This is a genomic window from Pseudomonas sp. CFBP 8770 (genome assembly GCF_014841705.1).
Taxonomy (GTDB): domain Bacteria; phylum Pseudomonadota; class Gammaproteobacteria; order Pseudomonadales; family Pseudomonadaceae; genus Aquipseudomonas.
In genome coordinates this window covers 184897-210516 of sequence record NZ_JACYUL010000002.1, presented here as the reverse complement: position 1 = coordinate 210516, position 25620 = coordinate 184897, and the positions used below count along the sequence as shown (strand labels likewise).

Annotated in this window: 25 protein-coding genes, 1 tRNA gene and 1 pseudogene; 14 read left to right on the top strand and 13 right to left on the bottom strand. The window is 60.1% G+C overall.

The annotated features are described in order from the left end of the window. Positions 1 to 4 precede the first annotated feature (4 nt). The 3 genes from IFT98_RS05805 to IFT98_RS05795 are packed head-to-tail and all read right to left on the bottom strand — an operon-like array spanning position 5 to position 3188. Positions 5 to 1180 (bottom strand): L-rhamnonate dehydratase, encoded by a 1176-nt coding sequence (locus IFT98_RS05805; protein ID WP_122476260.1) that lies wholly within the window; start codon positions 1178 to 1180, stop codon positions 5 to 7. Then, positions 1177 to 2235 (bottom strand): 4-hydroxythreonine-4-phosphate dehydrogenase PdxA, encoded by a 1059-nt coding sequence (locus tag IFT98_RS05800; RefSeq protein WP_122476262.1) that lies wholly within the window; start codon positions 2233 to 2235, stop codon positions 1177 to 1179. Before IFT98_RS05800 ends, IFT98_RS05805 begins: the two co-directional genes overlap by 4 nt. Next, positions 2232 to 3188: an amidohydrolase family protein gene (locus tag IFT98_RS05795; protein WP_192047711.1), complete on the bottom strand. Its 957-nt coding sequence runs from the start codon at positions 3186 to 3188 to the stop codon at positions 2232 to 2234. The genes IFT98_RS05800 and IFT98_RS05795 overlap by 4 nt, the downstream gene beginning before the upstream one ends. Positions 3189 to 3586: 398 nt before the next feature. Between IFT98_RS05795 and IFT98_RS05790 the strand changes: the two genes are divergently transcribed. The 12 genes and pseudogenes from IFT98_RS05790 (at position 3587) to IFT98_RS05735 (ending at position 14014) form a co-directional block, all read left to right on the top strand. Next, positions 3587 to 4603: a Bug family tripartite tricarboxylate transporter substrate binding protein gene (locus IFT98_RS05790; RefSeq protein ID WP_122794973.1), complete on the top strand. Its 1017-nt coding sequence runs from the start codon at positions 3587 to 3589 to the stop codon at positions 4601 to 4603. 52 nt (positions 4604 to 4655) lie between these two features. Further along, positions 4656 to 5189: a tripartite tricarboxylate transporter TctB family protein gene (locus tag IFT98_RS05785; RefSeq protein WP_122476268.1), complete on the top strand. Its 534-nt coding sequence runs from the start codon at positions 4656 to 4658 to the stop codon at positions 5187 to 5189. After that, the gene (locus IFT98_RS05780; RefSeq protein ID WP_122794974.1) at positions 5186 to 6715 is read left to right on the top strand and encodes a tripartite tricarboxylate transporter permease; all 1530 of its coding nucleotides are present in this window, start codon (positions 5186 to 5188) and stop codon (positions 6713 to 6715) included. The genes IFT98_RS05785 and IFT98_RS05780 overlap by 4 nt, the downstream gene beginning before the upstream one ends. A 69-nt stretch (positions 6716 to 6784) precedes the next feature. Next, entirely contained in the window at positions 6785 to 7726 is a 942-nt protein-coding gene (locus tag IFT98_RS05775; protein ID WP_122476272.1) for a LysR family transcriptional regulator, read from the top strand. Positions 7727 to 7940: 214 nt separating this feature from the next. Next, positions 7941 to 9143, top strand: a complete 1203-nt coding sequence (locus IFT98_RS05770) for a pyridoxal phosphate-dependent aminotransferase (protein ID WP_192047710.1) — start codon at positions 7941 to 7943, stop codon at positions 9141 to 9143. Positions 9144 to 9195: 52 nt separating this feature from the next. Beyond that, positions 9196 to 10095 (top strand): transporter substrate-binding domain-containing protein, encoded by a 900-nt coding sequence (locus IFT98_RS05765; RefSeq protein WP_122476276.1) that lies wholly within the window; start codon positions 9196 to 9198, stop codon positions 10093 to 10095. Between the two features lie 98 nt (positions 10096 to 10193). Beyond that, positions 10194 to 10922, top strand: a complete 729-nt coding sequence (locus IFT98_RS05760) for an amino acid ABC transporter permease (RefSeq protein WP_192047709.1) — start codon at positions 10194 to 10196, stop codon at positions 10920 to 10922. Positions 10923 to 10925: 3 nt separating this feature from the next. Continuing rightward, positions 10926 to 11612, top strand: a complete 687-nt coding sequence (locus IFT98_RS05755; protein WP_122713884.1) for an amino acid ABC transporter permease — start codon at positions 10926 to 10928, stop codon at positions 11610 to 11612. Next, on the top strand, positions 11609 to 12337 hold the full coding sequence (locus IFT98_RS05750; protein ID WP_192047708.1) for an amino acid ABC transporter ATP-binding protein: 729 nt from the start codon (positions 11609 to 11611) through the stop codon (positions 12335 to 12337). The genes IFT98_RS05755 and IFT98_RS05750 overlap by 4 nt, the downstream gene beginning before the upstream one ends. Positions 12338 to 12381: 44 nt before the next feature. Continuing rightward, positions 12382 to 12627 (top strand): annotated as a pseudogene (locus tag IFT98_RS05745) (integrase core domain-containing protein); the annotation flags it as partial. A gap of 49 nt (positions 12628 to 12676) precedes the next feature. Beyond that, positions 12677 to 13663, top strand: coding sequence for a DUF2971 domain-containing protein (locus IFT98_RS05740; protein WP_192047707.1), 987 nt, complete (start codon positions 12677 to 12679; stop codon positions 13661 to 13663). 69 nt (positions 13664 to 13732) lie between these two features. Further along, a complete protein-coding gene (locus tag IFT98_RS05735; RefSeq protein WP_192047706.1) occupies positions 13733 to 14014 on the top strand; it encodes a hypothetical protein in 282 nt (93 codons plus the stop codon). 519 nt (positions 14015 to 14533) lie between these two features. On the opposite strand, the gene IFT98_RS05730 is transcribed toward IFT98_RS05735, so the two are convergent. Next, positions 14534 to 14623 (bottom strand) — tRNA-Ser (locus IFT98_RS05730). Between the two features lie 213 nt (positions 14624 to 14836). On the opposite strand from IFT98_RS05730, the gene IFT98_RS05725 reads away from it, so the two are divergent. Together IFT98_RS05725 and IFT98_RS05720 are read left to right on the top strand one after the other, a co-directional pair. Next, positions 14837 to 15526, top strand: a complete 690-nt coding sequence (locus IFT98_RS05725) for a crotonase/enoyl-CoA hydratase family protein (protein WP_192047705.1) — start codon at positions 14837 to 14839, stop codon at positions 15524 to 15526. A 188-nt stretch (positions 15527 to 15714) separates the two neighbouring features. Beyond that, positions 15715 to 16686, top strand: coding sequence for a magnesium and cobalt transport protein CorA (locus IFT98_RS05720; protein WP_122795187.1), 972 nt, complete (start codon positions 15715 to 15717; stop codon positions 16684 to 16686). 36 nt (positions 16687 to 16722) lie between these two features. Here IFT98_RS05720 and IFT98_RS05715 read toward each other — a convergent pair whose 3' ends face one another. The 9 genes from IFT98_RS05715 to IFT98_RS05675 form a co-directional block, all read right to left on the bottom strand. Then, positions 16723 to 17448: an amidotransferase gene (locus tag IFT98_RS05715; protein ID WP_192047704.1), complete on the bottom strand. Its 726-nt coding sequence runs from the start codon at positions 17446 to 17448 to the stop codon at positions 16723 to 16725. 506 nt (positions 17449 to 17954) lie between these two features. Then, positions 17955 to 18788: a transglutaminase family protein gene (locus IFT98_RS05710; protein ID WP_122713900.1), complete on the bottom strand. Its 834-nt coding sequence runs from the start codon at positions 18786 to 18788 to the stop codon at positions 17955 to 17957. Then, on the bottom strand, positions 18785 to 19735 hold the full coding sequence (locus IFT98_RS05705) for an alpha-E domain-containing protein (RefSeq protein WP_122476296.1): 951 nt from the start codon (positions 19733 to 19735) through the stop codon (positions 18785 to 18787). Before IFT98_RS05705 ends, IFT98_RS05710 begins: the two co-directional genes overlap by 4 nt. Positions 19736 to 19747: 12 nt before the next feature. After that, the gene (locus IFT98_RS05700; RefSeq protein WP_192047703.1) at positions 19748 to 21157 is read right to left on the bottom strand and encodes a circularly permuted type 2 ATP-grasp protein; all 1410 of its coding nucleotides are present in this window, start codon (positions 21155 to 21157) and stop codon (positions 19748 to 19750) included. Between the two features lie 376 nt (positions 21158 to 21533). Further along, a complete protein-coding gene (locus tag IFT98_RS05695; protein ID WP_192047702.1) occupies positions 21534 to 21875 on the bottom strand; it encodes a ribonuclease E inhibitor RraB in 342 nt (113 codons plus the stop codon). A gap of 220 nt (positions 21876 to 22095) precedes the next feature. Next, positions 22096 to 22332, bottom strand: coding sequence for a hypothetical protein (locus IFT98_RS05690; protein WP_122801087.1), 237 nt, complete (start codon positions 22330 to 22332; stop codon positions 22096 to 22098). A 176-nt stretch (positions 22333 to 22508) separates the two neighbouring features. Further along, positions 22509 to 24596 carry an LTA synthase family protein gene (locus IFT98_RS05685; protein WP_192047701.1) on the bottom strand — a complete coding sequence of 696 codons (2088 nt, stop codon included), beginning with the start codon at positions 24594 to 24596 and terminating at the stop codon, positions 22509 to 22511. Between the two features lie 200 nt (positions 24597 to 24796). Beyond that, positions 24797 to 24988 carry a PLDc N-terminal domain-containing protein gene (locus IFT98_RS05680; protein WP_043185491.1) on the bottom strand — a complete coding sequence of 64 codons (192 nt, stop codon included), beginning with the start codon at positions 24986 to 24988 and terminating at the stop codon, positions 24797 to 24799. 90 nt (positions 24989 to 25078) lie between these two features. Further along, positions 25079 to 25609: a hypothetical protein gene (locus tag IFT98_RS05675; RefSeq protein WP_192047700.1), complete on the bottom strand. Its 531-nt coding sequence runs from the start codon at positions 25607 to 25609 to the stop codon at positions 25079 to 25081. Positions 25610 to 25620: the final 11 nt, after the last annotated feature.

Genomic DNA, 25620 nt, shown 5'->3' with positions numbered 1-25620 from the left:
AGGGTCACTCGATGATGTTGAAGTCGCTCAGGTATTCATCGGAGATTTCCAGGCCCAGACCCGGGGTGTTGTCGTCGAGCTGAATGTAGCCGTTGACCGGTTGTGGCTCGCCCTTGAACACGTAATAGAAGAGTTCATTGCCGACCTCGACGTCGAACACCGGGAAGAACTCGGCCATCGGCGACGCCGTTGTCGACATGGTCAGGTGATAGTTGTGCATTTGCCCAGCGTGCGGGATGACGGGCACCGACCAGGCTTCGGCCATGGCGTTGATCTTGCGGGCAGCGGTGATGCCACCGACACGGTTGGTGTCGTACTGGATCACGTCGATCGCACGGCGTTCGAGCAAGTCCTTGAAACCGTAGGACGTGAATTCGTGCTCACCGCCGGAGATCGGCATGATGCCCATCTTCTTCAGCTCGATGTAGCCTTCGATGTCGTCGGCAATCACCGGCTCTTCGAGCCAGCGCGGTTCGAACTCGGCGAGCTTGGGCAGCATGCGACGGGCGTATTCCAGGGTCCAGCCCATGTAGCACTCGAGCATGATGTCGACGTCGGGGCCGGCCAGCTCGCGCAGGGCGCGCACTTGTTCGATGTTCTTGCGCATGCCGGCCGGGCCGTCTTTCGGGCCATAGCCGAAACGCATTTTCAGCGCAGTGAATCCCTGGTTCAAATAGCCCTGAGCCTCTTCGAGGAACAGGTCAAGGTTGTCATTGGCGTAGAGCTTGGAGGCATAGGTCCAGATCTTTTCCTTGGTACGGCCACCCAGCAGTTTGAACACCGGTTTGTTGACCGCCTTGCCCATGATGTCCCAGATCGCGATGTCGATTGCCGAGATCGCCGCCATGCCGATGCCCTTGCGGCCCCAGGCGTGGCTCTGGCGGTACATTTTCTGCCAGATGTATTCGTTGTCGAACGGGTCTTCACCTATGGCGATCGGCGCCAGATACGTGTCGATGATTTCCTTGGCCACACGTGGCGCCAGGGCGCAGTTACCGATGCCGACCAGACCGGTGTCGGTCTCGACTTCCACCACCAGCCAGCCGTGGAAACGGAACGAGCCCATGGCGTCGCCGCGCTCGAACAGAATGTCACTGGCGTTGGTGCAGAAGTGCGCCTGGGGCGGAACGACTTTGCCTTTCCACTCGAAAACGCGGGTACGGATGGCTTTGATTTTCATGGATTCAGATTCCTTGCGCTGCCGATTTCTTGTAATTGTCGAGTTGTGTTCAGTAGCTGTTGCCCGCCCATCCGGCAGGCAATTTCGAACGCTTGGCGAATGGCGCCGACGTTGGCTTTGCCCTGCCCGGCAATATCGAATGCGGTGCCGTGGGCCGGGGTGGTGATCGGGATCGGCAAGCCGCCCTGCACCGTTACGCCGCGGGAGAAGCCCATCAGCTTGATCGCGATCTGCCCTTGGTCGTGGTACATCGTGACCACCGCGTCGAAGGCACTGGCATCGCCCTGGACCTTGAGGAAGATCGTGTCGCCCGGATACGGGCCTTCCGCGGCAATGCCCATGGCCTGCGCCGAACGCACTGCCGGGCCGATGATGTCCAGCTCTTCGCGACCGAACGAGCCGTTGTCGCCGTTGTGCGGGTTCAGCCCACACACGCCGATGCGCGGTTTTGCCAGGCCGCTGCGCTTGAGCGCGGTGTCGATCAACTGAATCGCTTCGATCACCCTGGTCTGCGACAGCAGGCCCGGCACGTCGGCCAGGGCAACGTGCGAGGTCACGCGCGAGGTCCACAGGTTGTCGAGCACGTTGAATTCGCAGAACGGCCCAACGAAGCCCAGCAACTCGGCGAACCAGTGCAGCTCATCGCTGTGGGCCATGCCGGCCATGTGCAGCGAGGTCTTGTTCAACGGGCCGAACAGCACGGCGTTGGTGGTGCCGGCTTCGGTCAAGCGCAACGCCTGTTCAAGGGTGTCGAGGCTGTAGCGACCGCCGATGACACTGGCTTCACTGCGGGCGAACTCGCCAAGCGTATCGCCGCGGAAGTCATACAACAGCGGCGTGTCATCGACGAACGACAACTGCTCGAGCGACTCCACGCGGCGGTAGGGAAATTCCATTCCGGCGATGCGCATGCCGCGCTGCATTTCCGCTTCGTCGGCGATCAGGATCACGTTGGCCTGGCTGCGCACCGAGGGCTCGGCGAGCAGCCGTGCGATCAGTTCCGGGCCAATGCCGGCCGGGTCGCCAAGGACCATGGCGATGGATGTCTTGTTCATGCTTCACTCCTCAAGGGTTCAGGCCGTGTCCGGTCAAGGGTGCCCGGCTCGCAGCGATAGACGCGCTGCGCATTGCTGTAGAACAAACGCTCCTGATCGGCCAGGGGCAGATCGGCAACGATGGATTTGAAACCGTTGTAGATGACGTCGAACGAGCCACACAGGCTGTCTACCGGAAAATTGCTGGCGAACATCACGCGGTGGGTGCCGAACATCGCGATGACCTCGCGCACGATCCATGCGTTGTCCTTGGTCCGCCACGCCTGGCGCAGCTGGCCGAGGCCTGACACCTTCACCTGCACGTTCGGCCACTCGGCCAGCCGCGCCATGGCCAGGCGCCAGGCGGCCAGGCCTTCGGCGCTGCGATCATCGGGCAAGCCGGCATGGTTGAGGATCAGCGTGGTGCCCGGAAAATCCCGCGCCAGCCATTCCGCCTCATGCAGATTCCACCACGGCGTCTGCAGGTCGAAATGCAGGCCCAGCCCCTGCAGCGCGGCATAATTGCGCCGCCAACGCTCGTCGCTCATCAGGCTGCGCACGCGCCCGACCTGGGCACGTGTGGTCGGGCCTCCAGGCTTGTGGCGCACACTGCGCACGCATTTGTAGGAGGCTTGCTCGGCCAGTACGGCGGCGGCCTCGGGATGATCCAGCCAGGCTTGCGCGACGATCGCATTGGGCAAACCGTAGCGGCGGGCGAGTTGTTCGACGAAGCGGGTTTCGCCCACCGGGTCCTGCGGGTCCCATTCCGATTCGATGTACACCGTCTGCACGACCTGGTGAGTACCGGTATCGGCGAGGTAATCGTCGGGCAGGTAGCTGCGTTTGATCGCGCTGTAATCGCCATAGCGGAACGCGACACTGGCATCGGCCGCCAGCCACGGATGGGGGTTGATCGAAGGATCCCAGAAATGATGGTGAGCATCGATGATCGGACCGTTCCACAGCTCGGCCATGGCGCACCTCATTGGTGATTTATTGTTCTTTTGATTGATCGTTCTTCTGGGTGCAATCCACCGCAAAACACGGCGTTGGTGTGCACTATCGAAGGCTCCCCGATAACCGTCCAATCAAAACTTGGAATAGAGCGATAGCCTGGAGTTATCTCAACGGGGTTTTTGCGTGTCTGCGGATGGGTTGCAGCGAGCCGGAGTTTCTTATGAAATGGCTCTGGACCGGCACCTACACCCTGCTGCGTGGCTTCCTGCGAGGCTAGCTATAACCCCTGGTTATCGGTGTATGTATTGTTTTGACTAGACGCGGAGCCTGCACCTTCCCACACTCACTCCAGGCTTGCGGTTCGACCGCTCAGACAAGTCACTTATAACAACTACAAGAAAACGAGGCTCTTTCCATGCGAAATGCATTCGTCCGTCGCACATCCCTTCTCATGCTCGGCTGCTCCATGGCCGCTGCCGGCGCTTTTCCAGCGCTCGCCACGGCGGCCTGGCAACCGGACAAGAATGTCGAAATCGTCGTCGCGGGTGGGCCCGGTGGCGGCACCGACCAGTTGGGCCGCCTGATTCAGTCGATCATCTCCACGCACAAGCTGCTCGACGTCAACACCATCGTCCTCAACAAGGGCGGCGGCAATGGCGCCGAAGCGTTTCTCGACCTGAAGATGAACAAGGGCGATCCGGAAAAACTGGTGATCGGCACCAACAACATCTACCTGCTGCCGCTGGTGGCCAAGCTCGGTTACCAATGGCAGGAACTGACCCCTGTGGCGGCCGTCGCCGAGGATGACTTCATTCTGTGGAGCTACAAGGACGCGCCATGGAAAGACGCCAAAGGCTTCTACCAGGCGGCCCAGGCTGACCCTGCGAAAATGCGCATGGGCGGCAGCCAATCCAAGGATGTCGACCAGACATTGACCTTGCTGCTCAACCAGACCAACAACAGCAAGCTGGTCTACATCCCGTTCAAGAGTGGCAGCGAAGCCGCGACCCAACTGGCCGGCAAGCACATCGCCGCCAACGTCAACAACCCCAGCGAAAGCATCAGCCAATGGCGCGGCGACCAGATCGAGCCGCTCTGCGTGTTCAGTAAAGAACGCATGACCTACACCGACAAAGTGGCCGGCGACAAATCCTGGGCCGACGTGCCGACGTGTTACGAACAAGGCCTGGGCATCGATCAATATCGCTTCCCGCGCACCGTGTTCATGCCAGGCGAGGTCACTGCCGAACAGCGCGCGTTCTATGTCGAACTGATGCGCAAAGTCACCGAGACGCCGGAGTTCAAGGCCTACGTCAAGCAGAATGCATTGGTACCGACCTTTCTCGAAGGCGAGCCGCTGACCGCCTACATCGAAAAAGACACCGCCCGCGTGACACCGGTGTTCAAGGAAGCCGGCTGGCTGAAAAACTGAGTCGCCTGCGGCCGTCCGCCTACGTACGGCCGTCATCTGCTGGAGGTGTTTCATGTCCCATTCTTCGGATTCACCGGCGCTGGTCGGCACCCGCTGGGTCGAACTTGGCCTGACACTCTTCACCACGCTGATTGGCGTGGTGGTGATGTTCGGCAGCGTCGAACAGGGTATCGGCTGGGGCGATTCCGGCCCCGAGCCGGGTTACTTCCCTTTCTACATTGGCCTGCTGCTCAGCGCCGCCAGCCTGGGCAACGGCGTGTTGACCCTGGTGCGCTGGAAAGCGTTGAGTATTGCGTTCGTCAGCCGCAGCGCCTTTGGCCAGGTGTTGTCGGTGTTCATCCCGATTGCCCTGTTCGTCGGCGCGATGCCGTTGGTGGGCATCTACGTGTCATCGGCCTGCTTCATTGCCTGGTTCATGTGGAGTGACAAGGCACGCGCCACGCCCTACAGCAAATGGAAGATCGCAGGCATCTCCCTCGGTGCAGTGCTTGCCAGCTACCTGATCTTTGCGCTGTGGTTCAAGGTCCCGCTGGATGGCGGTCCGTTGGGCGAATGGATTGCCCAGACCGTGAGATATTTCAAATGAGCGAATTCGATTCCTTGTTGCAGGGCATGAACCTGATCCTGACCCCGGGCCACATCGGCCTGATGGTGATCGGCGTGCTGCTGGGTATTCTGGTGGGGGTGTTGCCCGGTCTCGGCGCGCCCAACGGCGTGGCGTTGCTGCTGCCGCTGACATTCACCATGTCGCCGGTGTCGGCGATCATTCTGCTGTCGTGCATGTACTGGGGTGCGCTGTTCGGCGGCTCGATCACCTCGATTCTGTTCAACATACCCGGCGAGCCGTCATCGGTGGCGACCACCTTCGACGGCTACCCCATGGCCCGCGAAGGCCGTGCTGCCGAGGCATTGACCGCCGCGTTCAGCTCGGCGCTGATCGGCGCCCTCGCCGGTGTCCTGCTGCTGACGTTCCTGTCGACACGCATCGCCGAGTTCGCCATGTCCTTCAGTTCGCCGGAGTTCTTTGCGGTGTATCTGCTGGCGTTCTGCACGTTCATCGGCATGAGCAAGAATCCACCGCTGAAAACCGTGGTTGCGATGATGATCGGCTTCGCCATGGCCGCCGTCGGCATGGACACGGTGTCCGGCAACCTGCGCCTGACGTTCGACCAACCGATCCTGATGACCGGGATCAGTTTCGAAGTGGCGGTGATCGGCCTGTTCGGCATCGGCGAAATTCTCTGCACCGTCGAGGAAGGCCTGGTGTTTCGCGGCGAACATGCGCGTATCACACCGATGGTCATCCTGCGCACCTGGGCCAAGCTGCCGCGGTACTGGTGGACGATCGTGCGCAGCACCCTGGTAGGTTGCTGGATGGGCATCACCCCGGGCGGGCCGACGGCGGCCTCGTTCATGAGCTACAGCCTGGCGCGGCGCTTCTCGAAGAACCGCGAGAATTTCGGCAAGGGTGAACTCGAAGGCGTGATCGCCCCGGAAACCGCCGATCACGCGGCAGGCACCAGCGCGCTGCTGCCGATGCTGACCCTGGGCATTCCCGGCTCGGCAACCGCGGCAGTGATGCTCGGTGGTCTGATGATCTGGGGCCTTCACCCCGGGCCGACGCTCTTCGTCGAGCAGCACGACTTTGTCTGGGGGTTGATTGCGAGCATGTACCTGGGCAACGTGGTGAGCCTGATCGTGGTGCTGGCCACCGTGCCGCTGTTCGCTTCGATCCTGCGCATTCCGTTCTCGATCATCGCGCCAATCATCATCATGGTCTGCGCCATCGGTGCGTACTCGGTGCACAACTCGTTCTTCGACGTGGTGTTGATGCTGGGCTTCGGCGCCCTGGGTTACCTGTTCAAGAAACTGGGCTACCCGATTGCGCCGCTGGTGCTGGCAGCGGTGTTGGGCGACAAGGCGGAAGATGCGTTCCGGCAGTCGATGCTGTTCTCCGACGGTCACATCGGTATCTTCTGGTCCAACCCGTTGGTGGGTGGCTTGACCACGGCGGCTCTGCTGATGCTGTTCTGGCCGCTGATCTCCAAAGCACTGCAAACCGTGCTGGGCCTGCGCAAATCCCCCCTGCCGAAGGCAAAATCGGTGCTGTGACACGCCGTGCTGGCAACGCCTGGCATTTGTTGTCAGGCTTGCCGCAGTTCATTCTCGCGAGCCCGGCCCATGACCCGAATTCCCGATGCCAACGTGATCCACGGCCGCCTGCGCCTGCGCCAACTGCGGCTGATGCTGACGCTGCAGGAATTCGGTTCACTGCGCCGCGCTGCCGATCACATCGGCATGACCCAACCCGCCGCGACCAAGATGCTGCACGAGGCCGAGGATCTGCTCGGTGTCGAACTCTTCGAGCGCCTGCCACGCGGCATGCGCCCTACGCCGTTCGGCGAAACCGTCACTTACTACGCGCGCATGGTGTTCGCTGAATTGAGCGGCATGCGCGAGGAGCTGGTGGCGCTGGAATCCGGCAACCTCGGCCGGGTCGCCGTGGGTGCGATTCCGGCACTGGCCTCGGGCTTGTTGACCCGCACCATCGCCACCTTGAAACAAAGCCACCCTCGCCTGTCGATGAGCATTCAGGTCGACACCAGCGACGTGCTGGTGCAGGCGCTGTTGCAGGATCAACTGGACATCGTGCTGGGGCGGATTCCGGCCGGCGCCAGGGCTGAAGAACTGCTGTTCGACAGCCTGGGTGAGGAAGCCCTGTGTGTGATCGCCGGCGCACAACATCCTTTGTCCAAGGAGAAACAGCTGAGTTGGGCCGAGTTGCAGAACATGACCTGGGTGTTGCAACAACACCCCAGCCCGATGCGTTCGATCATCAATCAGGTGTTTCACAACGCGCGCGTGGACATCCCCAGCAGCATCGTCGAAACCACCTCGATCATGACCTTGCTGTCCTTGGTACAGCAGACCGACATGCTCGGCGTGACACCGGTGTCGGTGGTCGAGGACTATCCCGGACGGCATCTGCTGGCGGTGTTGCCAATCAAGTTCGAAGCGCGCCTGCCACCGTTCGGGCTCATCACCCGACGCCATCGCATCCAATCCTCAGCGATGCAGGCGTTCATGAACTCGGTGCGCGCGGAGCACGCATTGGTCAAATGAGCGGCGAGAAGAATCAAGCACACTGATGAATAGACCGCGCAAATTAAACGTTCGAGAGCTTCGCGTGACGTTCGCAACGCCCTTTTCAAGGCACTGAACTTTTAGGTATTTGAGCGATTGCAGAGGGCGCCGCCCGTGTCATACTACGTCCTACAACTAGAACGACAGGATGTCTCAAAGGCCCTGGCGCACGACCAAAGGAAGGCTGTTTTTCATGAATTTTGAAAGCGAACGCGTCCGCCAAATCTCCTCGTCCCCCAGCATGGTCATCTCCATGCGTGCCAAGCAGTTGTCCAGCGAAGGTCGCGATATCGTCGACATGAGCCTGGGCGAACCCGACTTCGACACCCCTGCGCATATCATCGAGGCCGCGCATCGGGCAATGCTCGACGGGCACACTCGCTATACCGCACCGCAGGGCACCCTGCCCTTGCGCAAGGCCATCGTCGCCAAGTTTCAGCGCGACAACGGCCTGACTTATAGCGTCGACGAAATCACCATCGGCAACGGCGCCAAGCAGGTGATCTACAACACCTTCGTTGCAACGCTGGAACCCGGCGACGAAGTGGTCATACCCGCGCCCTATTGGGTGTCGTACTCCGATATCGTCACCTTGAACGGCGGCGTGGTGCGGGTCATTCCCTGTGGCATCGATGCAGGCTTCAAGCTCACGCCGCAGGCCCTGCAAAGTGCGTTGAACGACAAGAGTCGCTGGCTGATTCTCAACTCGCCTTCCAACCCCTGCGGGGCGATCTACTCTGAAGCCGAGTTGCAGGCACTGGGCAAGGTGCTGGAGGATTTCCCCAATGTGCTGGTGATGTCCGATGAAATCTACGAGCACGTGCTGCTCGCCGACCAGCCTTTCGTGTCATTTGCCAGCGCCTGCCCGCACCTGCGCGAACGCACCCTGCTGATCAACGGCGTGGCCAAGGCCTACGCCATGACTGGCTGGCGTATCGGCTACGGCGCAGGGCCCAAAGGTCTGATCGCCGCCATCAGCAAGATCCAGTCACAGAGCACGTCGGGCGCGAGCGCCATCAGTCAGGAAGCGTCCCGCGCAGCGCTCGAAGGCCCGCAGGATTTCGTCAGCAGTTGCGCCAGGGAATACGCCCAGCGCGGCAAGCTGCTGGTAGACGGCCTGAGCCAATGCCCGGGCCTGCGCCTGAGCGCGCCGGCCGGTGCGTTCTACGCTTTCCCGGAATGCAGCCAGTTGTTCGGCCGCACCACGGCGCAGGGCAAGGTGCTCGGGGACGACGTAGCGCTGTCGGCCTACCTGCTCGATCACGCCGGTGTCGCCGTCGTGCCGGGCGCAGCGTTCGGTATGCCAGGGTACTTCCGACTGTCATTTGCCACTTCACGCGAACAGATAACCAAAGCTGTCGTTGCCATTCGCGAAGCGCTTTCAGCCCTGCGCTGACGCTATCGCTTTTCGTTGTGCCAAAGCTGCCATAACAACATCGGAGATCTACATGCTCGATCAAAAGAAACAGCTGCTTGCCCTGGTTGTCGCGGTTTGCCTGGGCGCCAGCGCTGCGCAGGCTGAAGAACTGACCGGTACACTGAAAAAGATCAAGGAAGTGGGCACTGTCACGCTGGGCTACCGCGATGCGTCGCTGCCTTTCTCCTATCTCAACGACGCCCAGCAGCCTATCGGCTACAGCATCGAGTTGTGCAAGAAAATCGTCGACCAGATCAAGGTCAAGGTCGGTGAGCCCAACCTCAAGACCGAATACGTATCGGTCGTTGCGGCCACCCGTACCCCGTTGTTGATCAACGGCACCATCGACATGGAGTGCGGCGTTACCACCAACACCGTCGAGCGCCAGAAGCAGATCGGATTCCTGCTGACCAGCTACATCGCCAGCGCCAAATACGCCGTGAAGAAAACCGCCGGCATCGACAGCGTGGCCGATCTGAAAGGCAAATCGGTGGTAGTGATCACCGGCGGCAGCGGCGAGTGGATCACCAAGAATCTGGACCGCGAAAAACAGCTGGGCTTGAAAATCCTCAACGCCAAGGACGGCGGCGAAGCCTTCCTGATGCTGGAAACAGGCCGTGCCGTGGCCTATATCAACGACGACGTGCAGCTGATGGCAACCATCGCGCAAAGCCGCAGCCCGGACGCCTACGCCTTGCTGCCTGAACCGATGTCAGCCGAACCCTACGCCATCGGCATCCGCAAGAACGACCCTCAATTCAAGACATTCGCCGACGATGTACTGCGCAACCTGTACAGCACCGGTGTGATCGATACGCTGTACCCGACCTGGTTCCAGCAGCCGATCCCGCCGAAAAACGCCACGATCAACTTGCCGATGAGCGATGCATTGAAGCAAGCCATCGCCAACCCGAACGACACCGGCGTCTGACCCGCCCCCTTCACGCCAGGCAGTGACGCGGCGCACATGCGCCGCGCCGCTGTGCGCCTGGCTGCATGCAGTGCTTCTCCCTGAACGTTGGTGTTGGCATGGATTACAACTGGAACTGGAGCGTGTTCTGGGATTTCGCTCCCGGAGAATCCGCCTCTTATCTGCATTGGTTGATCACCGGCACGAGCTGGACCCTGGCGACCACCCTCCTCGCGTTCACCCTGGCATTTCTGATTGGCGGCTTGGTGGGTACGTTGCGTACCAGTACCGTGCGCCCGCTGGTATGGCTGGGCAACCTGTATACCGAGGTGTTTCGCAATATCCCACTGCTGGTGCAGATGTTCATCTGCTTCTTCGTGGTCCCCGAACTGCTACCCCTCTCCTGGGGCGACTACCTCAAGCAAGACCTGCCCTACCCGTCTTTCTTCAGTGCCGTCGTGGCCCTGACCCTGTTCACCTCAGCCAAGCTTTCCGAGCTGTTCAAGGCGGGCATCGAGTCGGTTGCCTACGGCCAGCGCGGCGCAGCCCTGGCCCTCGGCTTGCGGCCGACCCAGATGTACCTGAACGTGCTGCTGCCGCAGGCGATCCGCGTGGTGTTCCCACCGCTGACGTCCGAGGCACTCAACACCCTGAAAAACTCTTCGGTGGCGTTGACCATTGGCTTGATGGAGCTGACCGCGCAGGCGCGTAACGTCAGCGAATACTCGTTCAATACCTTTGAAGCCCTTACCGCGGCAACCGTGATCTACGTGGCCATTTCACTGCTGATGACGTTCGTCATGGGTCGTATCGAAAACTCCCTGGCCGTTCGCGGCGCGACGAGGTAAGTCATGTTCGATCTAGACCCCAGTGTCATCGTGCGAGCCATGCCCGCACTGTGGAACGGCCTGAAGTTCACCTTGTTGCTGACACTTGTGGCGATGTCCGTGGGCATCGTTGTCGGCACCTTGCTGGCATTGATGCGCTTGTCGGGCAACCGCGTGATGCGCGGCTTCGCCCTGGGCTACGTCACGGTCATGCGCAGCATTCCGCTGGTGCTGGTGATCTTCTGGTTCTACTTTCTGATGCCGCTGCTGCTGCAGATGACCTTCCACACCGAACGCCCCGTGCAGATAGGCCCGGTAATGACTGCCTTCGTGACGTTCTGCATGTTCGAGGCGGCCTACTACAGCGAAATCATCCGCGGCGGCATCCAGAGTATTTCCGGCGGCCAGAAACAGGCAGCCCAGGCCCTGGGCCTGCGCCCGTCGCAAGCGATGCTCTACGTGATCCTGCCGCAGGCACTGCGGCGCATGCTGCCGTTGCTGCTGACCCAGACCATCATCCTGTTTCAGGACACCTCGCTGGTGTACGTGTTGTCGATCGCGGACTTCACCGGCGCAGCCAGCAAATTCGCCCAGCGCGACGGACGCCTGGTGGAGTTGTACCTGTTCGTGGCCCTGGTGTACCTGGTGATCTGCTACCTGCTGTCGCGGCTCAGTAAACGCCTGAAAAGAAGCACGGAGAGAACCGCATGATCCAGATGAAAAACCTGAGCAAGTGGTACGGCGATTTCCAGGTCCTGAAAGACTGCACGACCCAGCTGTCGCGCGGTGAGGTGATGGTCGTGTGCGGGCCGTCCGGCTCGGGCAAGAGCACCCTGATCAAGTGCGTGAACGGTTTGGAGCCGGTGCAAGAGGGAGAGATCTCCATTGAAGGTCAAGCGGTCACTGGCCGCGGTGTCGACCTGCCGAAACTGCGCGCCCGAGTGGGCATGGTCTTCCAGCATTTCGAGCTGTTCCCGCACCTGACCATCGTGGAGAACCTCAACCTGGCGCAGATCAAGGTGCTCAAGCGCGATGTCACCACCGCCACCAGCAAGAGCACGGCACTTCTGGAGCGTGTGGGCCTCAAGGCCCATGCGCACAAGTACCCCATTCAGCTGTCTGGCGGCCAACAGCAACGGGTCGCCATTGCCCGCGCCCTGGCCATGGACCCCATCGCCATGTTGTTCGATGAACCCACCTCGGCGCTCGACCCGGAAATGGTCAATGAAGTGCTGGACGTCATGGTGGAGCTGGCAGGCGAAGGCATGACCATGATGTGCGTCACCCACGAGATGGGGTTCGCCCGGAAGGTCGCCGACCGCATCGTGTTCATGGACGGCGGCGAAATCATCGAGGACGTGAAATCCGAAGAGTTCTTCAGCGCGCCCCGCTCCGATCGCGCTCGCAACTTTCTGTCGAAGATCTTGCAGCATTGAGTGCGGGGATGGTGCGCCTGCTGGGCCATCCCATAGGGCGATAGCGCTTCACACAGAGCGTGAGTCGGCGCGGCAACTGCCATGATACTGCGCCGATGGAGCGGGTATTTCGCAGCCTAAAAAGCGAATGGATATCGACGGTGGGCTACATGAGCGCTGCGTTGGCTAAACAAAAAATCGGTCGTTTCATGATGGAACGGTACAACTGGCGACGATCGCATCAGTTCAACAAAGGCTTGGCACCTGCCGTTGCCGAGAAAAAACTCAACGCAGTGTCCGGGATCAGTTGACCGCTACAAAATGACATTGAGCCAATTATTTAAAACCATAGAGGTTTAGATGGATACAAATATAGGATTTCATGACGCAGATAACTCTGTGCTAGATAGTTTGGATCTAATACACAAATTCAAGCCTTACAATGATAGCACTCTGGAAATGATTGCAGAAAGCTATTTGTGGTTCGCATCGCTTCGTAGCCTGAATGATCCGTTCGAAGGGGGTTTAAGTTATAAGTATGATCCAGGGCTAACCCTAGATCAAATATTGTATTCGGAGTTTGCTTTTTGTACTGATGAGACAAATATAGATCGTGAGCATACAGCGATACAAGCAGAACTAAAGGAATATCAGAAAAACCCCACTGGCTATATAGACAGAAAAAGGGAAGAACACAAAAAAAGTTTTGAGCGTTCAGTTGTAGATAACACGAAGAACTACGGTTATTTCTGCGCCTTAAGTGCTCCTAAGATAGATGAAGCGGCTAATGACGTTACCATCAATGATGACCAACAAAGGCTTAATCAGGTTCGTAGGAACCAAGAGGATATAAGCCTTTGGAGTCATTATGGGGATGGCTTGCGAGGTATCAGGATAACCTACGACCCACTGAAACTGAAGCAAATGCAAAATATCAGTACTGCACTTGTTACATATCAGGATAATCCGGAGCCAATCGATGCAATCTATGAAGTTCGCAGACGAAAAGGCCACTGGAAAGAGAGATGGAATCATATACAAAGCCTGACTATGTTCAATACCAAAGCTACATTATGGGCCAATGAGCGGGAAGTGAGAATTAGGACCGGCAATCAAGGCAAGGTGCGGATAACGCCAAATTCAATTAAGTGTGTTACGTTCGGCGAAAAGATGCCTAAGTATCGAAGGGTATTAATAATAGCTGCAACCATACAACACAACCCTAACGCAACTTTTTATGAAGCTCGCATTAGTAAAGACGAGTTCAAGATCGAATACACCGAATATGAAGTACCACCTTTGGTGTATTCGCCAGTGCAGCCAGCTTCTAAGAATCAAAAAACCTGATTCTTTTATGCGTTAATAACGTGCAGCATGTCCCTTGATTCAAGCCCATCGCCCGAGCGGAGTACTCCCATGACCGAACAGCCAAAAAGTGTGGACAGTATCGCGGTGCCGCTACTCAAGCAGGACACACGAGCAGGCGTGAGTGGCTACACGCTGGATCTGCTCCCCAAGCTTACCGGCCTTAGCAGGACAGGAGTTATTCACCTGGCCCTGCGACAGATGGCCGACCGGTATTTGCACAAGTACGACATGGACGACGGCCCGCTGAGTGACGCTCAGCACACTGCAATACGCCTCGCCAGCCGCGCTACGAGCATCCCGGCCGATCACTTCACCAAAAGGGTGTTTTAGGTCGCTGGGGGCTGCTAGGGTATAAAAAGATATCAATCACCCAGTGCATTCAGCATTGTCACCAGGCGCATACGCGGTGAACGATGGAAATTCACCATCGAGCGCAAAAAGATGCTCGACCGCCCATTTTCCATATCATTCGACACCGGGGCTAAAGGCATAGCAGTCTGCGCGCGAATCGAGCAGCAGATGGATGCCGGCCTCATCCCACCAGAAATCCGCGACCGCGCTACGGCGACCACGGACTAGGTGGAAACCATCCTACAGACGGTGCGCCGCTATGAGCTCGCGATGACGGTACCGGACTCTATGCAGTGGTCTACCAACCCCGGCCACCTTTTCAGGCGAAAATGATCGCCCCATAGAGGTGTGGGATGAGCGGACAACGACGTACCGTTGCCAACCAACGAATCCTCAATTTGATTGAAAGAAGTGTACGGCCCAACGAGTGATCACTTGCCCAGAAACCAAAAACCCCCGAAGCGCTAGGCGCTCCGGGGGTTTTTGACGTATCTAATATGGCGGTGAAGAAGGGATTCGAACCCTTGATACAGTTTCCTGTATACACACTTTCCAGGCGTGCTCCTTCAGCCACTCGGACACTTCACCGTTTCTCGGCGCACCTGTTCGGTGTGTCGAGGCGCGCTAATGTAGTCGATAGCGTTCGTGATGGCAAAGCTTTTCTGCAAGTTTTTCATGCGCTTAAGCCCAGCGCCGAATTCCCTCGGGCCTGTCAGCGTGACCGGCCAGTCAGTCAAGGCGCTTTACCCGGCCGGCAAGGCTGGGTAACGTCGGCGCCACAACACGACAAGGAATACCGGTATGAGTGAGCTGATCGATTACCAACTCGAGGGCGGCATCGTCACCTTGACCCTGAACAACGGCAAGGTGAACGCCATCTCGCCTGCCGTCATCGCGGCGCTCAACGAGGCTCTGGATCAGGCCGTAGAGGCGCGCGCCGTGGTGGTCATCACCGGTCAACCCGGCATTCTTTCCGCAGGTTACGACCTCAAGGTCATGACCTCGAACCCGGAGAATGCGATCAGTCTGGTCACCCAGGGCTCTACCCTCGCCCGCCGGCTGTTGAGCCATCCGTTCCCGGTCATCGTGGCCTGCCCGGGACACGCCGTGGCCAAGGGTGCGTTCCTGCTGCTGTCGGCCGATTACCGGATCGGCGTGGAAGGCCCGTTCCATATCGGTTTGAACGAGGTGCAGATCGGCATGACCATGCACCACGCCGGCATCGAACTGGCCAGGGATCGCCTGCGCCGTTCAGCCTTCCAGCGCTCGGTGATTGGTGCGGAAATGTTCGATCCCTCCGGGGCGTTGCAGGCCGGTTTTCTCGATGAGGTGGTACCGCCCGAGCAGTTGCAGGCCGCCGCCCTCGCTGCGGCGCAACGCCTGCAGAAGCTCAACATGAAGGCCCATGCCAGGACCAAGCTGAAGGCACGTAAAGCGTTCCTGGAGACTTTGGACGAAGCCATCCGGGTTGACCAGGAACAAGGCTTCTAAGAAGCGTCAGTACAAGCGGTAGGGAACATTGCCCACACGTTGGGTCTTCACTGTGGCGGGCGTGAGCAGGCCGCTGCGCAGTGCAATGCGCGATCGATGAACTGAACCGCGAACTGTGCCGCGCCGGGACACTCCTATCCACAGCAGGCCCATACCGGGTCGCCCTGCCAATCGAAGAAGTGAGCATCATGGGCCGAGTGGTCGCCGCCGCGGTATACAGCGCGGGCAAGAAGATTACCGACATCAGCCTCGACGAAGGCGCGCAATGGGCGCGGCGTCCGGGGCATTTCGTATGGATCGGCCTGGAACAGCCCGACGCCGAACAGATGAGTCAACTGCAGAAACAGTTCGACCTGCATGAGCTGGCCATCGAAGATGCTCTCGAGGTGCACAGCCGACCCAAGCTCGAAACCTTCGGCGATGCGCTGTTCATCGTGACCTATTCGCCGATCCGCCGAGACGGCAAAGTCGAGTTCGTCGAGACCCATATCTTCGCCGGGCGCGGCTACATCATCACTTGCCGCAACGGTCACTCGGCTTCCTACGCCTCGGTGCGCAAGCGTTGCGAAGCGCGGCCATTGCTGCTGGATCACGGCGAAGATTTCGTGCTCTACGCACTGCTCGATTTCGTCACCGAGAACTACCAGCCGGTCAGCGAGACCATTCACTGTGAAATCGAATCGCTGGAGCGCCGCGTACTCGGTGGCTCGCTCAACGAAGCCGACATCCAGCACCTGCACGGGCTGCGTCGCGAACTGCTGCGCATGCGCCGCTACGTGGCGCCCATGGTCGAGATCAGCGAAGAGCTGCAGCGGCTGGATTTCCCCTTCATCGACAAGAACATGCGCCCCTATTTCCGCGACGTGCAGATTCATGTGAACCGGCAGATGGAGGACCTGGCCACCATGAGCGACATCGCCACGCAGACCATCGAGATCGGCCTGCTGCTGGAGTCGTCGCGGCAAAGCCTGACCCAGCGCAAGTTTGCCGCGTGGGCAGCGATACTGGCGTTTCCCACGGCCGTCGCCGGTATCTACGGGATGAACTTCGAAAACATGCCGGAGCTGACCTGGCACTACGGCTACTACATCGTGTTGGGGGTCATCGCGTCCGGCTGCAGTGGCTTGTTCGCCGGCTTCAAGCGCGCTGGCTGGCTGTAGCCGCGCGCTGTCCGACCCTGCCACAGGGCGCGGCCGTCACGCTGCCGGCCGGGTGCCCTGCGCGACGAAACGCATCATCCACTCAGCCACGGTAATGCCGTGGTGATCACGGTCCAGGCTGGCAATGGCTTTCTGATACACCGGCTCGCCCAGGTGCTGCTGACGAATGTCGAGCAGCGCTCTGGAATAGTCATGGATGAATTCCGGATGCCCCTGGAAACACAGGACCTGATCACCGATCTGATAGGCCGCGAATGGGCAGAATTCGCTCGACGCCACGACCGATGCGTTCTGCGGCAGCGACGTCACCTGGTCTTGATGACTGATCAGCAGGGTCAACGTTTCGACTTCCGGACTCATCCAGGACGCACGGCTGGCCAGGCTGTATTCATGGGTGCCCACGCCCCAGCCTTGCGTCGCGCGCTCTGCCTTGCCGCCCAGCAGCAGCGCCAGCAACTGATGGCCAAAGCAGATGCCGAGCAGCTTGTCGCCGCGCTGGTAGCGCTCCAGCAGAAACGTCTTGAGCGTTTCGATCCACGGGTGGGTGGCAAAGGAGTCAGCCTTGCTACCGGTGACCAGATACGCATCGTAGTGGGCATCGGCCGGTGGGTATTCACCGTTCATCACATTGAACACGGTGAACTTGGCAGGAATGGGCTGGCTGGCGAACAACGTTTCGAACATGCGGCCGTAGCCATGGTATTGCTCGACCAGCTCGGGCCGCAGGACGTCGGTTTCCAGGATGCAGATGTTGAGGGTCATAGGTCACTCGATGGAGAGGGAACGCAGGTAACAAGCCTGCCCGTTATCGGCGCTGGCTGGCAAGTGAAGCTGCGCCGGATTTGCCCGATGAACGGTAATTAACACCACCGAGCTTGCATTTGCCTTCTTGGGCGTCTAGCACGGCATGTTCAAAATCGGCAAAAGAGTTCCTTAGTCGAGTTTGATCGAAACGACCCCATTTGCCGTGGCAAAGCGTTCTAAGCCCCGTCAATCAAGGGTTCTAAGGTAAAAGCATGACTATTGATGCGGCCGTATGGGCACATCGAGTCGTGGGGGGTGCACCTTTTCGCCAAGCTCAACCAAGGTTGCGGCATGGGTTGGCGCCAGGAAGAACATAACTCATAGGCAGTCTGCCATGTTCAAACATCCAAAGATCCGCCAGGCCGGACTCATTGTGTTCACCATGACGCTGGTGCTGATCCTGCCCAATCTGGGCAGGCTGTTCAGTTAAGGCGTTGCGGCCAGCCTGCAGACCGCTCTCGGATCTAGCCCTGGGTCTGACTCTGGGACTGCGGCGCAGTAGCCACGCTGACCACAGGTGCGCTCGGCGCGACCAGTACCTTGGCGTGCATCTGCTCGAAGCCGCCACCGCGACGCATGCCGCGCACCGGGCAGGCATCCAGGTAGTCCAGGCCTATCGCCAGTTTCAAGTGGCGTTCCGGACGCGCCAATTGGTTGGTCACATCGAAGCTGTACCAGGCATCGTCGAGCCAGGCTTCGGCCCAGGCATGACTGGCCATGTGCTCGGTGTCCTCGGTAAACAGGTAGCCGGACACATAGCGCGCCGGGACGCCCAAGCTGCGGGCACAGGCAAGAAAGGCATGGGTGTGGTCCTGACAAACCCCGGCGCCGCTGGCGAAGGCTTGCGCGGCACAAGTGTCCACGGCCGTCGCACCGCTGGTGTAGGTGATGTGCTGGTGCAGACCCTGCATGAGGTCGATCAGGCCATTGCGGTCGCGCCGCGTGTGGCACTGTTCGGCGGCAAAGGCACGCAAGGCGTCGTCGGCCTCGGTCAGCCGGGTAAAGCGCAGGAACGGCAACGGTGACTGTGTCTCGTGTTCGGCCTCGCGGGTTTCGTCGATCTCGACCTGGCCGCGCGCGCCGATGATGATCGCGTCGTGCGGGTCGTCCAGGGTCAGCACATGCAGGATATTGCCGAACGGATCGAGCTGAGCGCGCACCGGGCGCGGCAGGTCAAGCTGCCAGCTGAGAATGCGCTGGCGTTCGCTGTCATGCGGCGTAAGGCGCAGGTACTGGATGCTGGCGCGCACCTCGTCATCGTAGTGATAGGCGGTTTCGTGACTGATGTTAAGCCTCATACAGCCTCCAGATAGGCGCTGTGGATCGCATTGCCCAACTGGCGCACCAGCGGGATCTGTTCGTTCAACCACTCGTGCAGGCCTTCGTCGAGGATCTCGTCGATGCCGGTATAGCGCAGGCGCGCATCCAGTTCGGCAGCCAGGCGCTGGGCCGGGCGACCGTTGGCGCCGGGCAGGTCGGCGAGAATCTGGTTGATCTCTTCGGTACACGCGCGCAGCGAGCGCGGCACGTCGGCGCGCAGCAGCAACAGTTCGGCCACCGGCTTGGCGGCCGGTGCATCGCGGTAGATTTCGGTGTAGGCCTCGAAGCTCGACAGCGCGCGCAGGAGCGCGCTCCATTGGTAGTAACCACGGGCCGAGCTGTCGTCGACCGAATAGGCATCGTCGCCGAGCATCTCGTAGCGCGCGTCGAGCAGGCGCAAGGTGTTGTCGGCGCGCTCGATGAAGGTGCCCAGACGAATGAAGCGGAAGGCGTCGTTGCGCATCAGGGTGCCGTAGGTAGCCCCGCGGAACAGGTGGGCGCGCTCCTTGACCCAATCACAGAAGCGGCTCATGCCGTAGCGGCCCACACCCTGCTCGGCGATCCCGCGGATCTCCAGCCAGGTGGAGTTGATGTTCTCCCACATGTCGGCAGTGATGCGGCCGCGCACCGCATGGGCGCTGGCCCGTGCCGCACCCAGGCAGCTGTAGATGCTGGCTGGATTGGCCGGATCCAGGGCGAAGAAATGCAGCAGGCGCTCGGCATGCAGCTGGCCGTGGCGCTCCAGGTAGTCTTCCAGGGTGCCGGTGATCAACAGCGGCATGGCGATTTCGTCAAGGCCGTCGCCGCGGCCATCCTGTGGCATCAACGACAGTGAATAGCTGACATCGAGCATGCGCGCCAGGTTTTCGACGCGCTCCAGATAGCGCGACATCCAATACAGATCAGAGGCAGTTCTACTTAGCATTGGCAGGCATCCTTAATCCTCGACCACCCAGGTGTCTTTGGTCCCGCCGCCCTGCGACGAATTCACCACCAGCGAGCCTTCACGCAAGGCCACGCGGGTCAACCCGCCAGGTACCACGCGGGTTTCTCGGCCAGCCAGGACGAAGGGTCGAAGGTCGATGTGGCGCGGTGCGATGCCGTTCTCGACGAAGGTCGGGCAGGTCGACAGCGACAACGTAGGTTGGGCGATGTAGGCATGAGGTCGGGCCTTGAGGCGCGCCCGGAAGTTTTCGATTTCTGCGGCACTCGCGCAAGGGCCTACCAGCATGCCGTAGCCACCCGAGCCCTGGGTTTCCTTGACCACCAGATCGGGCAGGTTGGCCAGCACATGGGACAGTTCCGAAGGCTTGCGGCATTGCCAGGTCGGCACGTTCTTGAGGATGGGTTCTTCATCCAGGTAGAAGCGGATCATGTCGGTAACGAAGGGGTAGACCGACTTGTCGTCGGCCACACCGGTGCCGATGGCATTGGCCAATACCACGTTTCCGGAGCGATACGCGGCCAGCAGGCCGGGAACGCCGAGCATGGAATCGGGGTTGAAGGCCAAGGGATCGAGAAATGCGTCGTCCAGCCGTCGATAGATCACGTCCACCGGCTTGGGCCCGTCGGTGGTGCGCATGAACACTTTATCGTCACGCACGAACAGGTCCGCGCCTTCCACCAGCTCCACGCCCATTTCGCGCGCCAGGAAGGCGTGTTCGAAGAACGCACTGTTGAACCGCCCCGGCGTCAGCACCACGACGCTGGGATTGTCGATCGCGCTGGAGCTTTTCAGGGTATCGAGCAGCAGATTGGGGTAGTGATCCACGGGAGCGATGCGCTGCGCGGCGAACAGCTCGGGAAACAGCCGCATCATCATCTTGCGGTCTTCGAGCATGTAGCTCACGCCACTGGGCGTGCGCAGGTTGTCTTCCAGCACGTAGTAGGAACCGTCACCGTCGCGCACCAAGTCGACCCCGGAGATGTGCGAATAGATGTCGCGGTGCAAGTCCAGACCCTGCATTGCCAACTGATACTGCTCGTTCGCCAGCACCTGCTCGGCAGGGATGATCCCGGCCTTGATGATGCGCTGGTCGTGATACAGGTCGGCGAGGAACGTGTTCAGCGCCTTGACGCGCTGGATACAGCCACGCTCCACGATGCGCCATTCGCTGGTAGGAATGCTGCGTGGAATGGTGTCGAAGGGAATCAGCCGTTCGGTGCCCTGCTCGTCGCCGTACAAGGTGAAGGTGATGCCGGCTCGATGAAACAACAAATCGGCCTCGCGTCGACGCTGGGCAAGCAATTCCTGCGGCGTATCGGCCAACCAACGGGCGAACTCCCGGTAATGCGGGCGAACTTGGCCATCGGCATCGTACATCTCATCATAATAGGTGCGGCTCATGCCGTACTCCTTGTCACCCGGACCCAAGAGCCTTCGCAAGGCCCGTGCCATCGGCATATTTGCCATGAAATCAAATGCTTGGAATTCCCTGCCGGGAACCGTGCACCGTTATTGTGCGGCAACGTCCGAACGCCGATGACATACGCTTCATTGCGAAGCGGAATTTTCAAGCGGCTTGAGGCTATGACCAGCATAGACAGAGTTGAATTCAATAGCTTGCAGCGTTAGCGCATAATTATTTCATCGGCGCCGGCAAAAGCTTGGCGCCCATTGCGAGTCACCGAATTCCCTTTCGCCGCCACCCTGTGAGCGGCTTTTTTTTGCCTGCAATTTGAGTGGGAAGGTGAACCACGGCGCCGCCGTGGTTCACCTTGTTTCAGGCCTGCGGGAGCCGGACTTCGTGCTTCACGCCCCAGCCCTCGATTTCACCCCCCAACGGTTCGACGACGGCTTCGAAATCCTGCTCGAATTCGCCAATGCCGCCGTAAGTGGCGTACATCAGTTTGCTCAACTCCAGGTGCCAGGCACCGTCGTCGCGCTCGCTGATCTGAGCGTTGAGCGACTCGCCGCGAAACTTGCCGGCAGCCGTGCGCGCCCGGTCTTCATCGGGAAAGACCGCGTAGAACTCGATGGGATGAATGCGTGCGAAATCGAAGCCGCCCTCTTTCATGCGGCGCAATACATTGCTGCTGATGTCTTCTTGATAGGTTGTGCTCATGAATCGTCTCCCTCAGCAATAACGACGGATAGACTTTCAGTACTTCCAGAACCTCCTCGGAACAAGGAAAGGGTGCGGTGCAACGTCGATGACGCGGCGCCTGGAATCGAGCCTGTTACAAGAAGCGTGATGCGGAAACGAGCAGCAGGATCCATGGGGACCCTGCCCGCAGAGTAGCGCGAAGGCCGGGCCCATGCCAATGGCCCGGACCGGGTGAAATTCAAGCGACTTCGGTGATGGCGGTGATTTCCACGCTGTGCTGCGACTTGAGGGTCTTGGCAACCGGCGAGGCAACGTTGTCGGGAAGATTGACTTCATCCAGTCCGGCTGCAACGGGGTATAGCTTGGAGCGAACGAGCGTTGCCGCCTCTTCGATCGACGGGCAGGTGTCAGCACTGATAGCCATGCTGTCCAGCACGCCATCCTTGTTGACGAAGCTGATTTTCCACTCTTTCATCGGTGTACATCTCCTCGACGGAATTCAGGCAGGACTCTGCTTGATACGCTCACTCAACGTTGACTCGCAGCGGCGGGGATTCGTTCCGGACGGTGGATTGCCGGAGGTGTGCCAACCCGGCGCCTGCACGGCCATGAAAAAAGGCCCCGAAGGCCCTTTTACAGTACACCAGGTAGTTACTCCTGCTTGCTCTCCACCGCACCTGCGGTGTTGTCCAGCAGGCTCTTGGTCGCGGTCTGGATGAACGAGTCCAGCTTGGCCCGCAACTGCGGCACATCGTCGGCATCGGGGATCAGCTGGGCGTCGAATTCACGGCCCAGCTGATAGCGATACAGACGTGTGTCCATGTCACGGGGCTCGACCAGAATGCGGTCGCCCTTGATGATCGCCACGGTCTGCTCGCTGCCCGAAGGCTTGATCACGGCGAAGCCGGGGTCCCCGGCAGGCAGGTTGAGCAGGTCGCGCCCCCAGCACTGGTGCTGGCTGGCGCCACCCAGGCGACCCATGATGGTCGGCACCACATCGGGCTGCGAGCCGACGGTGTGGTTGACCTTGCCGAATTTCTCCTGGATGCCCGGTCCGACCAGCAGCAACGGTACGTTGAAGCGGCCCAGGTCCATCTCGGTGATCTGCTTCTGGTTACCGAAGCCATGGTCGCCCAGCACGATGAACAGGGTTTCCTTGAAGTACGGCTCCTTGCGGGCCTTCTCGAAGAACTGGCCCAGGGCCCAGTCCGAGTAGCGCATGGCGGTCAGGTGCAGGTCCAGGCTGCCGCGCCCGGTCACCTTGTCCACTGGCAGATCGGCCGGCAAGGCGTAGGGCACGTGGTTGGACAGGGTCTGCAGCAGTGCGTAGAACGGCTTGCCAGCAGCGCCGCGCTTGGCCAGTTCTTCGTTGCCGCGGTCGAACATGTCCTGGTCGGACACGCCCCAGGTCGGATCGGAGAACACTGGATTGACGAAGTCGTTGCGGCCGATGAACGTGGTCATGCCCTGGTTGCTGAAGAACCCGGACTGGTTGTCCCAGGCGAAGTCGCCGTTGTAGACATACACGTCGTCGTAACCGCGAGCGGCGCTGAGCATCTCCGGCAGGCCGGAGAGCTTGTGGCTGCCTTCTGGGGTCTGCATCAGGTATTCGAAGCCCGGCAGGTTGGGGAAGCAACCCATGGTGGCGAACATGCCTTGATGGGTGTGGGTACCGCTGGAGAAGAAATGATCGAACAGCAGCCCTTCCTGGGCCAGCTTGTCGAAGTACGGCGTGATGCTGCCCTCGGCGCCCAGCGCGCCCACCGAATGCCCGGCAAAGCTCTCCATCAGGATCACCACCACGTTCTTGATCGGCAGGGTGTTGGCCTGAGGCGGCTGGAAGTTGCGGCGCACCGCGGCAGTGTCGCTGTCCACCAGGGTATCGTGGGGGGTCAGCAGCATTTCCCGGACGGCGCTCTGCGCTTCGTCCTGCGGCAGAGTCGCCTTCCAGATATTGTCGCGATCTTCGGACATGCGGCTTTTCGCGGCGGCGATCAGCGTCAGCGAGCCGTTGAGGCCCAGCTGGTTGGCAAAGTTCGAGTCGGTGGTGTAGGCGTCGCCCCAGCGCAGCGGCGGGCCTTGGCGCAAGGTGCCGCGCGCAGCCACCACGGCAATCAGCAGGATGACCACGAACACACCAACGCGCGCATACCAAGGCGCCACCGGCTTGCCGACGCTGGCCGCCGTGGCAACGCGCGGACGGGTCAGGCGGTCAAAACCCTTGAACACCAGGCTCAGCAGCCAGGTCACGAAGACCCAGGCCAGCAGATAGCGCACCACTGGATAGCCATACCAGATCATGCTCAGGACGGTCTTGGGATCTTCCTTCACGTACTGGAACACCAGGCCGTTGAGGCGCTGGTGAAACTCGCGGTAGAAGTCCATCTCCATCAGGCCGCACAGCAGCACCACGCTGGACACTACCGTCAGCCAGGCCCGGAACAGTCCGCGCCAGCGCATGGCGCGCGCGCTGAGCACCGCCAGCAGCAATGGAATCAGCAGGTACACCACCAGCCGCAGGTCGAAGCGCAAGCCATTGAGGAAAGCTTCGACGAAGGTGCTGGCAGGCGTATCACCGATCATCTCGCGGTTGTACATCAGCAAGGCCAGGCGCAATCCGCTGAGCATCAGCATGATTGCCAGGCCGCTGAGCAGGGTATAAGCCAGGTGCGATTTGACGGTCGGTTGCAGTGTGCCGCGCGCGGCCTGCTTTTGACTCAAGGCGTCCGGAGTAGCCATGTGTGGGAAAGGTCCGTTGAGGTCTGTCGGTTAGGGTCTAGGGGTGACGCGAAGGTGAAATCTGGGCGCGGATTGTCCGTGAAGACAGGTGAAAATTCCGTTCAGATTCTTTGCTGCGGCCGCGAAACGGCGGTCGGGCCGAGGATGATACGTCGGTAGGGCTGGCAGGTCGAACCCGTTGCAGGTTCGACCTGTTGCATTCAGACCCGTACGTTGCCGCGTGGACCGGCGATGGCCCAGATGATCAGGCCCAATACCGGCAGCAGGATGATCAGCAGTACCCACAGGACCTTGGCCCCGGTCGAGGCACCACTCTTGATGACGTTGATGACCGCCCAGATGTCCAGCGCGAGGATGATCAGGCCGATCAGGCTATTGAAAGTGGAACCCATGTGATACTCCTTGTGGATGGCATGCATCAACTAGGATAGCGGCGTGTCGCAGGGGTTCCGTGGCAACCGAGCGAAAGCTGGAACAAGCGTTCAGACGTGCACTGCGACGCGCAATGCCTCCAGGGCCGGTACCGCCACGATGTGCAATTCGGCGCCCAGCGCCGTCACCCGATCCACGTCCTTGCCGTACACCAGCACCATCTGCAATTCATCGTCCAGTGGCTGGCTGAAGTCGAACAGCACGTAGCCGCCCTCTTCCTTGCTCATGGCCCCTAGTTGCACCTGGATACGATTGAGCGCAGTCAGCGCTTCAATCTTGTTCAGCTGTTTGGGCTTGATGTTGAACGTCACATCGGGTCCGAACGAGTCGATGATCTGCTGCAGCAGCTCGGGGTAGGTGTCGGCCTGGAAAATGACCGTGTCGGGCAAGCTGCCCACCACGACCCATTCGCCCAGCGGAATGGCAAAGCCGTCGTCGTAGTTGATGTCGGGATTGGCGGTCAGGAACGCCTGGGGATCGGCGTAGGCCTGGGCGGCCTCATCGGCAATGCGCTCGATGTCTTCGTCGCGCATGCAGCCCGAACCGATTTTACCGATGAGTTCGACAAGTGACTGTTTCATGAGGCAACCCC

Coding starts and splice junctions, on each gene's coding strand:
- IFT98_RS05710 (WP_122713900.1), bottom strand. CDS start 18,788: ATGAGGCTTAACATCAGTCACGAAACCGCCTATCACTACGATGACGAG.
- IFT98_RS05795 (WP_192047711.1), bottom strand. CDS start 3,188: ATGGCCGAGCTGTGGAACGGTCCGATCATCGATGCTCACCATCATTTC.
- IFT98_RS05750 (WP_192047708.1), top strand. CDS start 11,609: ATGATCCAGATGAAAAACCTGAGCAAGTGGTACGGCGATTTCCAGGTC.
- IFT98_RS05695 (WP_192047702.1), bottom strand. CDS start 21,875: ATGAGCACAACCTATCAAGAAGACATCAGCAGCAATGTATTGCGCCGC.
- IFT98_RS05735 (WP_192047706.1), top strand. CDS start 13,733: ATGACCGAACAGCCAAAAAGTGTGGACAGTATCGCGGTGCCGCTACTC.
- IFT98_RS05805 (WP_122476260.1), bottom strand. CDS start 1,180: ATGAAAATCAAAGCCATCCGTACCCGCGTTTTCGAGTGGAAAGGCAAA.
- IFT98_RS05725 (WP_192047705.1), top strand. CDS start 14,837: ATGAGTGAGCTGATCGATTACCAACTCGAGGGCGGCATCGTCACCTTG.
- IFT98_RS05800 (WP_122476262.1), bottom strand. CDS start 2,235: ATGAACAAGACATCCATCGCCATGGTCCTTGGCGACCCGGCCGGCATT.
- IFT98_RS05690 (WP_122801087.1), bottom strand. CDS start 22,332: ATGAAAGAGTGGAAAATCAGCTTCGTCAACAAGGATGGCGTGCTGGAC.
- IFT98_RS05720 (WP_122795187.1), top strand. CDS start 15,715: ATGGGCCGAGTGGTCGCCGCCGCGGTATACAGCGCGGGCAAGAAGATT.
- IFT98_RS05740 (WP_192047707.1), top strand. CDS start 12,677: ATGGATACAAATATAGGATTTCATGACGCAGATAACTCTGTGCTAGAT.
- IFT98_RS05685 (WP_192047701.1), bottom strand. CDS start 24,596: ATGGCTACTCCGGACGCCTTGAGTCAAAAGCAGGCCGCGCGCGGCACA.
- IFT98_RS05765 (WP_122476276.1), top strand. CDS start 9,196: ATGCTCGATCAAAAGAAACAGCTGCTTGCCCTGGTTGTCGCGGTTTGC.
- IFT98_RS05775 (WP_122476272.1), top strand. CDS start 6,785: ATGACCCGAATTCCCGATGCCAACGTGATCCACGGCCGCCTGCGCCTG.
- IFT98_RS05760 (WP_192047709.1), top strand. CDS start 10,194: ATGGATTACAACTGGAACTGGAGCGTGTTCTGGGATTTCGCTCCCGGA.
- IFT98_RS05675 (WP_192047700.1), bottom strand. CDS start 25,609: ATGAAACAGTCACTTGTCGAACTCATCGGTAAAATCGGTTCGGGCTGC.
- IFT98_RS05780 (WP_122794974.1), top strand. CDS start 5,186: ATGAGCGAATTCGATTCCTTGTTGCAGGGCATGAACCTGATCCTGACC.
- IFT98_RS05770 (WP_192047710.1), top strand. CDS start 7,941: ATGAATTTTGAAAGCGAACGCGTCCGCCAAATCTCCTCGTCCCCCAGC.
- IFT98_RS05785 (WP_122476268.1), top strand. CDS start 4,656: ATGTCCCATTCTTCGGATTCACCGGCGCTGGTCGGCACCCGCTGGGTC.
- IFT98_RS05705 (WP_122476296.1), bottom strand. CDS start 19,735: ATGCTAAGTAGAACTGCCTCTGATCTGTATTGGATGTCGCGCTATCTG.
- IFT98_RS05715 (WP_192047704.1), bottom strand. CDS start 17,448: ATGACCCTCAACATCTGCATCCTGGAAACCGACGTCCTGCGGCCCGAG.
- IFT98_RS05700 (WP_192047703.1), bottom strand. CDS start 21,157: ATGAGCCGCACCTATTATGATGAGATGTACGATGCCGATGGCCAAGTT.
- IFT98_RS05680 (WP_043185491.1), bottom strand. CDS start 24,988: ATGGGTTCCACTTTCAATAGCCTGATCGGCCTGATCATCCTCGCGCTG.
- IFT98_RS05790 (WP_122794973.1), top strand. CDS start 3,587: ATGCGAAATGCATTCGTCCGTCGCACATCCCTTCTCATGCTCGGCTGC.
- IFT98_RS05755 (WP_122713884.1), top strand. CDS start 10,926: ATGTTCGATCTAGACCCCAGTGTCATCGTGCGAGCCATGCCCGCACTG.